The organism is Actinoplanes sp. NBRC 101535 (genome assembly GCF_030269225.1).
Taxonomy (GTDB): Bacteria; Actinomycetota; Actinomycetes; order Mycobacteriales; family Micromonosporaceae; genus Actinoplanes; species Actinoplanes rectilineatus.
The window spans coordinates 559,982-572,539 of record NZ_BSSY01000003.1 but is presented as its reverse complement, the minus strand read 5'-3'; the positions used below and the strand labels follow the sequence as shown (position 1 = coordinate 572,539).

At 68.6% G+C, this 12,558-nt stretch carries 9 protein-coding genes; 3 read left to right on the top strand and 6 right to left on the bottom strand.

Annotated features, from left to right (window positions below):
* Positions 1 to 116 precede the first annotated feature (116 nt).
* Positions 117 to 659 carry an ATP-dependent Clp protease proteolytic subunit gene (locus tag QSK32_RS11580; RefSeq protein ID WP_045741283.1) on the top strand — a complete coding sequence of 181 codons (543 nt, stop codon included), beginning with the start codon at positions 117 to 119 and terminating at the stop codon, positions 657 to 659.
* A gap of 59 nt (positions 660 to 718) precedes the next feature.
* Here QSK32_RS11580 and QSK32_RS11575 read toward each other — a convergent pair whose 3' ends face one another.
* Positions 719 to 1,144 carry an uL11 family ribosomal protein gene (locus QSK32_RS11575; RefSeq protein WP_045741284.1) on the bottom strand — a complete coding sequence of 142 codons (426 nt, stop codon included), beginning with the start codon at positions 1,142 to 1,144 and terminating at the stop codon, positions 719 to 721.
* A gap of 286 nt (positions 1,145 to 1,430) precedes the next feature.
* Here QSK32_RS11575 and typA point away from each other — a divergent pair, with 286 nt between their 5' ends.
* Positions 1,431 to 3,293 (top strand): translational GTPase TypA, encoded by a 1,863-nt coding sequence (typA, locus tag QSK32_RS11570; RefSeq protein WP_045741285.1) that lies wholly within the window; start codon positions 1,431 to 1,433, stop codon positions 3,291 to 3,293.
* A 240-nt stretch (positions 3,294 to 3,533) separates the two neighbouring features.
* Here typA and QSK32_RS11565 read toward each other — a convergent pair whose 3' ends face one another.
* Positions 3,534 to 4,586: a hypothetical protein gene (locus tag QSK32_RS11565; protein WP_045741286.1), complete on the bottom strand. Its 1,053-nt coding sequence runs from the start codon at positions 4,584 to 4,586 to the stop codon at positions 3,534 to 3,536.
* A gap of 227 nt (positions 4,587 to 4,813) precedes the next feature.
* On the bottom strand, positions 4,814 to 5,812 hold the full coding sequence (locus QSK32_RS11560) for a TerC family protein (RefSeq protein ID WP_045741287.1): 999 nt from the start codon (positions 5,810 to 5,812) through the stop codon (positions 4,814 to 4,816).
* Positions 5,813 to 6,264: 452 nt separating this feature from the next.
* Between QSK32_RS11560 and QSK32_RS11555 the strand changes: the two genes are divergently transcribed.
* On the top strand, positions 6,265 to 6,585 hold the full coding sequence (locus QSK32_RS11555) for an antibiotic biosynthesis monooxygenase family protein (protein ID WP_045741288.1): 321 nt from the start codon (positions 6,265 to 6,267) through the stop codon (positions 6,583 to 6,585).
* Positions 6,586 to 6,672: 87 nt separating this feature from the next.
* Here the strand turns inward: QSK32_RS11555 and QSK32_RS11550 are convergent, their stop codons facing one another.
* From QSK32_RS11550 to coaE, 3 genes are all read right to left on the bottom strand, one after another.
* Entirely contained in the window at positions 6,673 to 7,830 is a 1,158-nt protein-coding gene (locus tag QSK32_RS11550; RefSeq protein WP_285471859.1) for a GNAT family N-acetyltransferase, read from the bottom strand.
* A 1,294-nt stretch (positions 7,831 to 9,124) separates the two neighbouring features.
* Positions 9,125 to 11,242, bottom strand: a complete 2,118-nt coding sequence (uvrB, locus tag QSK32_RS11545) for an excinuclease ABC subunit UvrB (RefSeq protein WP_285471858.1) — start codon at positions 11,240 to 11,242, stop codon at positions 9,125 to 9,127.
* Positions 11,243 to 11,277: 35 nt separating this feature from the next.
* The gene (coaE, locus tag QSK32_RS11540) at positions 11,278 to 12,459 is read right to left on the bottom strand and encodes a dephospho-CoA kinase (protein WP_285471857.1); all 1,182 of its coding nucleotides are present in this window, start codon (positions 12,457 to 12,459) and stop codon (positions 11,278 to 11,280) included.
* Between the last annotated feature and the right edge of the window lie 99 nt (positions 12,460 to 12,558).

Genomic DNA, 12,558 nt, shown 5'->3' with positions numbered 1-12,558 from the left:
GGTTATCGGCGCATTTCCTGCCGGGTGGATAGGCTGGCCGTGTGTACCCGTCGCGTTGGGGTTCCCCCGGTCCACATCAGCAACCCGACTGGCAGCCGCCCCCGCACGGTCCGGGGATGCCCGGCTGGCTCGAGGAACGGCTCTTCGACCAGCGGATCGTGATGCTGCGCGGGCAGCTCACCAGCGAGGCGTCCACCGGGATCTCGGCGGCGCTGCTCACCCTGGACTCGGCCGGGCCCGAGATGATCCAGCTGCACGTGGCCAGTCCGGGCGGCGACCTGAGCGCGGCCCTGGCGGTGGTCGACGTGCTCGACGCCCTGACCGCACCGGTGCACGCCCTGGTCACGTCCGAGGCGGGCGGGGCGGCACTGGCCATCCTCGTCGCGGCGGACCGCCGGTCGGCCTATCGGCACGCACGGTTCCGGCTGGCCGAACCGCGGGCCGCCGGGGTGACCGGGACGGCCGACGAGGTGGCCGCGGCAGCCGGTCAGCACCTGCGCGAACTCGAGGAGGTGCTGATCCGGGTCGCCGAGGTGACCGGGCAACCACGGTCCCGGGTCGAGGACGACTTCTCCACCGGACGCAGCCTCGGCGCCGCCGAAGCCCTCGAGTACGGGCTCATCGACGAGGTCGTGAGCCCGAAAAAGCCCCGGGAGTGAACTCCCGGGGCTTTCTCTGATCACTCAGATCGACGTCGTGATCATTTCTGATCCTGTGATCAGGACGCGACCTTCACGCCCATGGAACGGGCGGTGCCGGCAACGATCTTGATCGCGGCGTCGAGGTCGTTCGCGTTGAGGTCGGGCAGCTTGCGCTCCGCGATCTCCTTGACCTGGGTCGCGCTGAGCGTCCCGACGGTCGTGGTGAGCGGGTTGGCAGCGCCGGACTGGATGCCCAGAGACTTCCGGATGAGGAAGCTCGTCGGCGGCGTCTTGTAGGCCAGCGTGTGGCTGCGGTCCTCGTAGACGGAGACGATGACCGGGATGATCTCGCCCCGGTTCTTCGAGGTCGCCTCGTCGTACTCAACCTTGACGGCGCGCATGTTGGCACCGGTCGGGCCAAGCATCTTACCGAGGTCGACCATCGCGGCGTTACCCGCCTCAAGCGCGAGGGTTACCTCATGAGTCTTCTTCTTGGGCGGCATTGAGTAGGGCTCCTTAGGGTGAGCTGCACGGGCCGGAGAAACGCAGCTCGCCAGCACAACGACACACGACAACCCCGAGACCTTACTACCGCGGCAACCAGAGGGTCAAAGCGGCGTCGGTGCAGGGGGTCTCGGGTCCGGACTCCAGTGTAACGCGCACTCCGTCGACCTTCGTGACCGGGCTGTTCACCATCCCCGAGACCGGCTTGCAACCGTCTCGCAGCCATCGAGCACAAGAGTTGACCCCGTGTCACTGATCGCAACCTGAGCCGGGGACAATGGCTCCATGCAGACCCGCACCGACCTACGCAACGTCGCCATCATCGCTCACGTCGACCATGGCAAAACCACCCTGGTCGACGCCATGCTGCGCCAGGGCAGCCAGTCCCACGCGCGCGGCGAGATGGCCGACCGCGTCATGGACTCCATGGACCTGGAGCGGGAAAAGGGCATCACCATTCTCGCCAAGAACACGGCGATCAGCTACCAGCCCGCCGAGGGCAAACCGGTCACCATCAACATCATCGACACCCCCGGCCACGCCGACTTCGGCGGTGAGGTCGAGCGCGGCCTCACCATGGTCGACGGCGTCGCCCTGCTCGTCGACGCCTCCGAGGGCCCCCTCCCGCAGACCCGCTTCGTGCTGCGCAAGGCCCTCGCCGCCAAGCTGCCGATCATCCTGATCATCAACAAGGTGGACCGGCCCGACGCGCGGATCAAGGAGGTCGTCGACGAGACGTACGAACTCTTCCTCGACCTCGACGCCGACGAGCACCAGATCGAGTTCCCGATCGTCTACGCCTGCGCCCGCGACGGCATCGCCTCGCTGACCCAGCCCAAGGACGGCACCGTCCCCGAAGACAGCACCGACCTCGAGGTGCTGTTCAGCACCATCATGGACACCATCCCGGCGCCGAAGTTCACCGAGGGCGCCCCGCTGCAGGCGCACGTCGTCAACCTCGACGCCTCGCCGTTCCTCGGCCGTCTCGCGCTCTGCCGCGTGCACGAGGGCACCATCCGCAAGGGACAGACCGTCGCCTGGTGCAAGACCGACGGCACGGTCAGCAACGTCCGCATCTCCGAGCTGCTGATCACCGAGGGCCTGGAGCGCAAGCCGGCCGAGAGCGCCGGCCCCGGCGACATCATCGCCCTCGCCGGCATCCCGGAGATCATGATCGGTGAGACCCTCGCCGACGCCGAGAACCCGGTCCCGCTGCCGCTGATCAGCGTCGACGAGCCGGCCATCTCGATGGTCATCGGCACCAACACCTCGCCGATGGTCGGCAAGGTCAAGGGCGCCAAGGTCACCGCGCGGATGGTCAAGGACCGCCTCGACAAGGAGCTGATCGGCAACGTCTCGCTCCGCGTCCTCAACACCGACCGCCCGGACGCCTGGGAGGTCCAGGGCCGTGGTGAGCTGGCCCTCGCCATCCTGGTCGAGCAGATGCGCCGCGAAGGCTACGAGCTGACCGTCGGCAAGCCGCAGGTCGTCACCAAGCTCATCGACGGCAAGGTGCACGAGCCGGTCGAGCGGCTGACCATCGACGCCCCCGACGAGTACATGGGTGCCATCACCCAGCTGCTCTCCACCCGCAAGGGCCGGATGGAAGAACTGATCAACCACGGCACCGGCTGGCTCCGCATGGAGTGGCTCGTCCCGGCGCGTGGCCTGATCGGTTTCCGCACCGAGTTCCTCACCGAGACCCGCGGCACCGGCATCATGCACCACCTGTACGAGCGTCACGAGCCCTGGTTCGGCGAGCTCCGCACCCGCCAGAACGGCTCCCTGGTCGCCGACCGCTCCGGCGCGGTCACCGCCTTCGCGATGATCAACCTGCAGGAGCGCGGCCAGCTCTTCGTCGAGCCGACCACCGAGGTCTACGAAGGCATGATCGTCGGCGAGAACTCTCGCGAGGACGACATGGACGTCAACATCACCAAGGAGAAGAAGCTCACCAACATGCGTGCGGCGAGCGCGGACAACACCGAAAAGGTGATCCCGCCGCGCAAGCTGTCCCTGGAGCAGTCCCTCGAGTTCTGCCGCGAGGACGAGTGCGTCGAGGTCACGTCGACCGCGGTCCGCATCCGCAAGGTCGTCCTCGACCAGAACCAGCGTGGTCGCGCCGCCGCGCGCCGCAAGCACCAGTAGTCGTTTCGCTGCCGGATGAGCCCGTCACCCTCCGGGGTGGCGGGCTCATCCGTTTGCCACCAGGACTTCCCGGGCCACCTCCTGCACGACCGGCCCTCCACGGGAGCCGGCCGGACCGGGTACGCAACGCCCGGCGCTTCTCCGTCGACGGTGGCGGAACCCCTTCACCCAGCAGCACACCCCGGTCGTGATGGCCGGGGTCCACGGTTCGACCGCTGCCGGTGATGCCTGCTCCTGCGGCTACTCGCCGGGGTGGCCGCTCAGCACGGCCAGAGCTGTGTGAACCTGCCGAAAGTCCTCCGGACGCCAACGCCGACGACCGATCCGGGCGTTGAACTCGCGTGCCCGCCGGTAGTTGTCCTGCTCCTCGGCGACGCAGGTGAACTCCTCGTCCGGCATGCGGACGGCCTCCAGCCAGGCGCGCTGGCCGGGACGACGGCACTCCTCCAGCAGGTCGGCCAGGTCGGAGCCGAACACGTGGTAGAAGTTCTGCTGGCCCAGTTCGGTCTCGTAGATGACGTCACCGGGCTGCTCGATCGGATGCGCGCCCACGGTGCCGGCCGCCAGACGCCCGGCCCACTCGGCCTGCAATTCCACCAGGTCCCCGGAGACCGACGGCGCCACCAGCACCTCGCCACGAGGGTCGGTGACATCGCAGAGCATCCGCAGGAACTCGGCACGCCGGGCGGCGGTCGGAATGTGTGAGACAGCGCTGTACCAGGACGTGGTCACGCCGAACGGCCGGCCCTCGTTGGCCGCCCGGACCAGGAGACCGACGTCCGGGGCGGCGTCGCCCTCCGCGCCGTGCACAAAAGTCACCGACACCGCCGGACCACCGACGGCTGGGCCACCACCGCGGGCCGGGCCTCCAGCGACACCGGCAGCAGGGCCTTCTCCGACAGCAGGACGGGCGACAGTCCCCACCCGGTAACCGCCCGGCGCGTCGTTGTCCCAGGAGAGCTTGTCGACGACGGTGAAACCCTCATCGTGGATCAGGTTGCGTGCTGCCTTGCGGAGGCCGTTGGCCGCCACGTCGTACGCCACGACGTGCAGATCACGCCGCATGTCAGCACAGTCCACCGCGAACCGGGCGACGAACTCGTTGGTGACCCGGCCGGTACCCGACCCGAAATCGAACAGGGTCAGCGGCGCACCGGGCGGCAGCATCTCGGACGCACGGCGCACCGCCTGATGCAGCGCCGACGACTCCGCGGTCAGAACGCGGACGGCCGACCGGTCGTCGTAGCCGGTGCCGAGGTACCGCTCGTCGTAGACAGCCCGCTGCCACTGCATGCGCTTCATCTCTCACCCGTCGGCTCGGCTCGCTGCGCACCCAGTGTCGCCACCCGGCACGCCGCCCACCATAGGAACGAATCGGGTCGTACACGAATTGACGTCACCCGCTGGGGTTCCCCCAGTGTGCCGCTCGACGGTGCTTTCGGGGAACAGACGGAAGCGCCGTCCGGTGGGGGCCACGGGACGGCGCTTTACGCGTACCCCCGGAAGGGGGTTTTGATCTGTCAGGAGTTGGAGGCGATCAGCTCGCGTTTGCGGTCGCGTGAGGATTTCACCAGGCTGGCGATGGTGGCGATGCCCAACGTGCCCAGGATGACCAGCAGGGAGAGCCAGATCGGGATCTCCGGGGCCCAGTGGAAGCCCTCGCCGCCGTTGATGAACGACAGGTTGTTGGTGTGCAGGGCCTCGAGGACCAGCTTGACGCCGATGAAGGCGAGCACCACGGCCAGGCCGATGTTGAGGTAGACCAGACGCTCCAGCAGACCGCCGAGCAGGAAGAACAGCTGGCGCAGACCCATCAGGGCGAACACGTTCGCGGTGAAGACGAGGTACGGCTCCTTGGTGATGCCGAAGATCGCCGGGATGGAGTCGAGCGCGAAGATCAGGTCGGTGGTGCCGATCGCGATCATGACGATCAGCATCGGGGTGAAGAGGCGCTTGCCGGTCTCCGAGACGACGCTGAAACGGCCGTCACCGAACGACGAGGAGAGCGGCAGCGCACGCTTCGCCCAGCGGATGAGGATGTTCTCCTTGAACTCCTCCTCCTCGTCACCGCCCTTGACCAGGGTGATCGCGGTGTAGACCAGGAACGCGCCGAAGATGTAGAACACCCACGAGAACTGGGTGATCAGCGCGGCGCCGGCGGCGATGAACGCGCCCCGCATGATCAGCGCGAGCACGATGCCGATCAGCAGCACCTTCTGCTGAAGATGCCGTGGCACCGCGAACCGGGCCATGATGATGACGAAGACGAACAGGTTGTCGACGCTCAGCGAGTACTCGGTGAGCCAGCCGGTGTAGAACTCACCGGCGGCGGTGCCACCCGCGGTCGCCCAGACCCCGATGCCGAACAGAACGGCGAGACCGACGTAGAAGGCGACCCATCCGCCGGCCTCTTTCATGCTGGGCTCGTGCGGGCGCCGCCCGATGATCAGTAGATCGATCGCCATGACGACGACGAGAGCGAGGAGGGTGACAGCCCACACCCAGGCGGAAACGTTCAACGCGGACCTCCGGCAGACACGAGTCGTCGCTGCTCGAAGTCAAGACGGAATCCCGTCCGGGCAGCAAGCAGTGACGTGCGACTGTCGGAGGTCTCTTCCGCCGCGAACAGAGGTCCGCGACCACCGGCCCCGGGCCCGCCTGCTGAGGCGTTCCGTGCTGACGAGACCGGTGCGGGGGAATACTCCCCTCCCACACGGCCCATTGTTGCGCACTCGACCGCCGGGCAACACATCGGGAGCCCGGGTGTGGCGGACCTCGCGGTCAAACCACTCATCGCAGTCGGTTTCTCCGCGTCCACCGCCGGTTCACCCATGCGCCGCCTCCTCCAGCCGACTGCCACCACGCCAGGTTAACCCGGTATTGCATAAATATGTGCTGGTCAGAACACCGACACAGGGGGTCGAGCATCCTAGTACGGCGACTTCCGGGTACGTATGGGACGCTTGCGGGCATGGTGCTCGAAGTCACGCTGATCGACGTTCTCCCTGGCCGCGAGGATGATTTCGTCAACGCCTACCAGCGTGCGCGGCCGATGATCGCAGGAGCACCCGGATGTCGAGCGGTGCGACTGAGACGGTCGGTGGATGTTTCGTACCGGTTCACGCTTCTCGCGGAATGGGACAGCGTGGAAGCGCACGAACGGAACTTCCGGCGGACCGAACGGTTCGCGCAGTGGCGGGCGCTGATCGGCGGGGCGCTCAAACAGCCGCCGACGACCGAACTGTTCGGCGACTTCCCGACCCGGTTGGATCCGGAGCACGATTTCTCCTAACGCCCTCGCTTTCCCCTAACGCCCTCGCTCGCCTCGCGCGCTCGCTTTCTCCTAACGCCCTCGCTCGCCTCGCGCGCTCCTCGGGGGTCATCGCAGAAACCGGGCACGGCGACCCCTGTCCACGAAGCCGAGCCGCCGGTACACCGATGCGGCCGGGTTGTCGACGTTGACGCACAGCCAGGCGTGCGCGATGCCCGCAGCGGCCATCCGGTGCAGCGACTCCCGCATCAGGGCGGAGGCGAGACCTCGGCGGCGCGCTTCCGGCCTCACACCGATCTGTACGATCCAGCCGACTCCCGCCGTCACGAATCCCGCGTCCCGGCTGCGGTCGACGCTGTTGATATCGCCACCGTCGTCGCGGCTCTCCTCAGGCAGCATCGCGAGCAATGAGAACTCCGGCCGGAAGTCGTCGTCGTCCTCCGTGTCGGCGATCCACTCGGCGGCCGGCGTCCCCGGAAAGCCGGGCCTGTCCCGGAACGCCGCGGTGTAGACGGCATGGAATCGTTCCGCGGTCCCCCCGCTCCACACGGCCGTCGTCGTCCCCGCCGGCCAGTCCGGAGGCATGATGTCCCGATCGGCGAGGTCCATCCGCATCACGTCTTCGGCGAAACTCTGCCGGAACCCGCGGGAGGCGAACAGTTCCGCCGCTCCCGCCGTGAGCCCCTCACTCTCCACCCGGACAACAGCCGTCGCCGGTGCCGCGGGAGGTCTCGCAGACGCGCCTGTGGCCTCTCCGGCTGTTCTCCCCGCATCGGCGGACGGCGGGCCGGGATGTCCCGCCTGTCTCGCGCCGTGCCGGGCTTCGGCGGCGGTAGCGCCGGACTGCAGCAGACCCGCGGCGGCCAGACCGTGGTCCAGCAGACGGCTGCCGATGCCGCGACCACGGGCGTCCGGGTCGACCAGTCCGATGATCGCCACACCGTCGTCCACCGGGCGCACCGCAAGCGCCGCGAGCAGCCTGCCGTCACCGGTCGACGGCCGAACCGCGAATGCCACCGACCCCGGAGCGGCCCAGCGACTGCGGAGGAAGCCGGGTTCCACCGCGAGCGGCAGACCGCCGTCAACTGCCAGGCAACGCCGGACCAGACCGGTCAGCTCTTCCTCGTCCAGTGGGCCGGCCTCGATCGAGCAGGCGCCGATCGAGCCGGCGCCGATCGGGCCAGCGCCGATCCGGGCAGCGTCGATCGGGCCGACGTCGATCCGGGCAGCGTCGATTTGGGCAGCCGCCGCAGGGACAGTCGTCATGGCGCGAGCCTAGCCATTCCGGCCGTTCGCAGCCTCCGAACTCCGCCCGCCCAACTGCCTCCCGCAGCCTCAGGTGCCAGGCCCTGCCGCCTCCCGGCCCTGCCGCCCCCGCGCAGCCTCAGGTGGCAGGCCCTGCCGCCTCCCGATCGCTCCGGCACCCGACACCTGACGCTGTGAGACGGGGTCGGCAACGGCATCGACTTCGCGGCACAGAGCGACAGCGGGCCACCCTCCCACGCCGCTCAACTTAAGTTGATCAAAGCCGTCGCCAGTGATCATGCGATCCCCTTCGCCGCGGCGACTCGTCGGCCGTTGACAGCGGCAGTCACATCGGCGCAGCTCAGCCGCCCGTCGCCGCGCGGGGCCACCTCCAAGATCAACGTAAGCTGAGTGGCATCACGCAACCGCCGACCGTCGCCCACGGCCGTTGTCGACTCGCGTACGAACCATGGCCGACGGCCGAACCGGTCAAGCCGTCAGCCACGGCTGTTCGGGAGGTGGGAATCAGCCGTGGGCGACGGCTCGGGGTCACCCAGCCGTCGACCACGGTTGCTTTCGACTCGCAAACGAACCATGACCGACGGCCGAACCAGTCAAGCCGTCAACCACGGCTCTTCGAGAGGCGGGAATCAGCCATCAGCGACGGCTCGGAGTCACCCAGCCGTCGTCCGCGGTTGTTTTCGGCTCTCGGGTGGACCGTGGCCGACGGCCAGGGGTAGCCGGAACGCCACTCGCCCTATTCCGATCTTGGCGGCGGGTCCGGGGAGGCTGCGAGTGGCTGAACGGTGCCTACTCACGAGGCGACCGGAGACGGCGCCCGGCAGACGTGATCGCAGCCGCAGCAGAGTCGCCGGTCACATTCATGATCAACTTAAGCCGAGTGGCATCGGGCCACCCTCTGCCCTCGGACAAGCACCACAGACGACCGCGGGCCACCCTCTGCCCTCGGACAAGCACCACAGACGACGGCCGGACACAGTAAGAAAAAGCCGGGCAACACGGAAATAGCCCGGCGAGCCGCGCCGCCTGAGCCGCACGCCTCACCGGGACCGAACCGAACCACACCCCGTCCGCACCGAACGCCGACCGGCCGAATCCGAACCACGCCACCCAAGCACCCAAGCACCCAAGCACTCGAGCACCCGAGCACCCGAGCCGAATGTCCACACGGACCACGCCGGACCTGGCCGCCCGACCCGAACCCCGCCCGGACCGAGCCGAACCACGCCGGACCGAACCGACCGAACCGAACGCCTGGGCCAGGCCGGACCGCCCCGCCAGGGCCGTGACGTCGTTACTTCACGCCGGCCATGTCCATGCCGCGCAACTCTTTCTTCAGCTCGGAGATCTCGTCACGGATCCGGGCCGCCAACTCGAACTGCAGCTCGCGTGCGGCGCCCAGCATCTGATCGTTGAGGTCCTGGATGAGCTGGGCCAGCTCGGTGCGGGCCATGCCCGGACGCGCCGTCCCCGAGCCGGCCTTGGCCTTCGAGCGGGTCTCCGGGACAGGCGCCTTGCCGCGCGACATCTGCCGGCCGGCGCCGCCGACCATCGGGCCCGCCACGGCGTCGTCGGTGTCCTCCGCCTCGCGGTAGATGTCGTCGAGGATGTCGTGGATCTTCTTGCGGAGGGCCTGGGGTTTGATGCCGTTCGCCTCGTTGTGCGCGATCTGCTTGTCGCGCCGGCGGTCGGTCTCCTCGATCGCGTTGCGCATCGACGGCGTGATCTTGTCGGCATACATGTGGACCTGGCCGGAGACGTTGCGGGCGGCGCGGCCGATGGTCTGGATCAGCGAGCGGCCGCTGCGCAGGAAGCCCTCCTTGTCGGCGTCGAGGATCGCCACCAGCGACACCTCGGGCAGGTCGAGGCCCTCCCGGAGCAGGTTGATGCCGACGAGCACGTCGTAGTCGCCCTTGCGCAACTCCTTGAGCAACTCGACGCGGCGCAGTGTGTCCACCTCGGAGTGCAGGTAACGCACCCGGATGCCGTTCTCCAGGAGATAGTCGGTGAGGTCCTCGGCCATCTTCTTGGTCAGCGTGGTGACCAGGACCCGCTCGTCGCGCTCGGTGCGGAGCTTGATCTCGTGCATCAGGTCGTCGATCTGGCCCTTGGTCGGTTTGACCACGACCTCCGGGTCGACCAGGCCGGTGGGGCGGATGACCTGTTCGACGAACTCCCCCTGGGCCTGCTCCATCTCCCAGTTGCCCGGGGTCGCGGAGAGGAAGACCATCTGGCCGACCCGGTCGAGGAACTCGTCGAAGCGCAACGGGCGGTTGTCGGCGGCGCTGGGCAACCGGAACCCGTGCTCGATGAGGATCCGTTTGCGCGACGCGTCCCCCTCATACATCCCGCCGATCTGCGGGATCGTCACGTGCGACTCGTCGATCACCGTCACGAAGTCGTCGGGGAAGTAGTCGAGCAGCGTGAACGCCGGGTCGCCCGGCTGCCGGCCGTCCATGTGCATCGAGTAGTTCTCGATGCCGTTGCAGAAGCCGACCTGGCGCATCATCTCGAGGTCGTAGGTGGTGCGCATCCGCAGGCGCTGAGCCTCGAGCAGCTTGCCCTGCCGGTCCAGTTCGGTGAGGCGTTCCTCCAGCTCGGCCTCGATGTCGCCGATAGCCCGTTCCATCCGCTCCGGGCCGGCGATGTAGTGCGACGCCGGGAAGATGATCAGCTCGTCGACCTCGCGGACCACGTCGCCGGTCAGCGGGTGCAGGTAGTAGAGCTTCTCCACCTCGTCGCCGAAGAGCTCGACCCGGACGGCCAGCTCCTCGTAGGCCGGGATGATCTCCAGGGTGTCGCCGCGGACCCGGAAGGTGCCGCGCTGGAAGGCCACGTCATTACGGGTGTACTGGATGTCGACCAGGCGGCGCAGCAGCTTGTCGCGGTCGATCTCGTCGCCGACCTTGAGCCGGGCGGCACGTTCGACGTATTCCTGCGGGGTGCCCAGACCGTAGATCGCCGAGACGGTGGCGACCACGATCGTGTCGCGCCGGGTGAGCAGCGACATGGTGGCCGAGTGGCGCAGCCGCTCGACCTCCTCGTTGACCGACGAGTCCTTCTCGATGTAGGTGTCGGTCTGGGCGATGTACGCCTCAGGCTGGTAGTAGTCGTAGTAGCTGACGAAGTATTCGACGGCGTTGTTGGGCAGCAGCTCGCGGAACTCCTTGGCGAGCTGGGCGCAGAGCGTCTTGTTGGGCGCCAGGACGAGAGCCGGCCGCTGCAGACGCTCGATCAGCCAGGCCGTGGTGGCGCTCTTGCCGGTGCCGGTGGCGCCGAGCAGCACCGTGTGCCGGTCGCCGCGACGCACCCGCCGCTCGAGGTCGTCGATGGCTGCGGGCTGGTCACCGGCGGGCTGATAGTCGCTGACGACCTCGAACCGGCCGTCGAGTCGTGGGATGTCGAGCGCCATGCCACCACCGTACGTCGGGGGTACGACATCTTGGGTCAGGCGGGCTGCCATCCGGTGGACAACGCCCAGTCGTCGGCCGCCCGGGCCTCCTCGTCGAACCACGGCTCCTTCGCGGCGCGGTATCCGGCCCGGTCCGGGAAGCGCACCGCGAGGTCCGCCTTGGCCGCGGCGTAGGCGTCCCGCGCCTCCGGCACCGCGCGCAGGTGGTCGCGCATCAGCAGCGCGAACCGCCAGCCCGGTGAGCCGGCGACCCGTATGTGCAGGTTCACCCGGTACCCCGGGTCGGCGCACCCGTGCAGTCGTTTCGGCCAACGGTGCCCCGGCAGGCCGCGGGCGTTGTCGGTCCACTCCCCCGGCCACCGCGGGAAGCCCAGCTCACCGAGGCGATCGGCGAACGCGTCTGCCTCGGCGAGGGTCCGCACGCTCAGCATGAGATCGATGATGTCCTTGGCGGGCAGGCCGGGCACCGAGGTCGAGCCGATGTGGTGAGCGGTCACGCCGGGACCGAGGCCGTGCTCGATCCGGGCGATCAGCCGGGCGGCGGCACACGGCCAGTCCGGGTCGGCCGCCGTCATCCGGGTCTCCGGGCCTTTCGCGACAGCACGGCCGAGTCGCACATTACGTTCGAAGGGGACGAGCCGGTCGCGCCACAGCTCGTCGATCCGGGCGTGCAACTGGTCGAGATCACCGTCGTTGGCCAGGACCACGTCACCGGCGGCACGGCGGCTCTCGTCGTCGATCTGCGCGCCGATCCGGGCCGCGGCGTCCGCCGCCGACATGCCGCGCATCTGCGTCAGCCGCCGGGCGCGCACCTCACGGTCCGCATCGACCACGATCACCAGATGGTACGTGGCGGAGAGCCCCGTCTCGACCAGGAGCGGAACGTCGTTGACCACGATCGCGTCGGAGGGTGCCTGGTGGGTCAGCGCGGCAGTCCGTGCGCGTACCCGGGGATGAATGATCTGTTCCAGTCGCCGCCGGGCCGCCTCGTCGCCGAACACCTTCGCCCCGAGTGCCGGCCGGTCGAGATCACCCTCGGGGGTGAGCACGCCCGACCCGAACGCCGCCACGATCTCGGCGAGACCGTCGGTGCCCGGCCGCACCACCTCCCGGGCCAGCACGTCGGCATCGACGATCACCGCGCCGCGCTCGGCGAGCCGGGACGCCACCGCACTCTTGCCCGCACCGATTCCACCCGTGAGCCCGACCATCAGCATGCGCCCAGTATCCCGGTGCCGGCCATCGGCCGCGTCCGGCGGATCGTCCGTCTTCAGGAAAGGCGAAAGGCCGCCCCGGCGTGATGCCGGGACGACCTT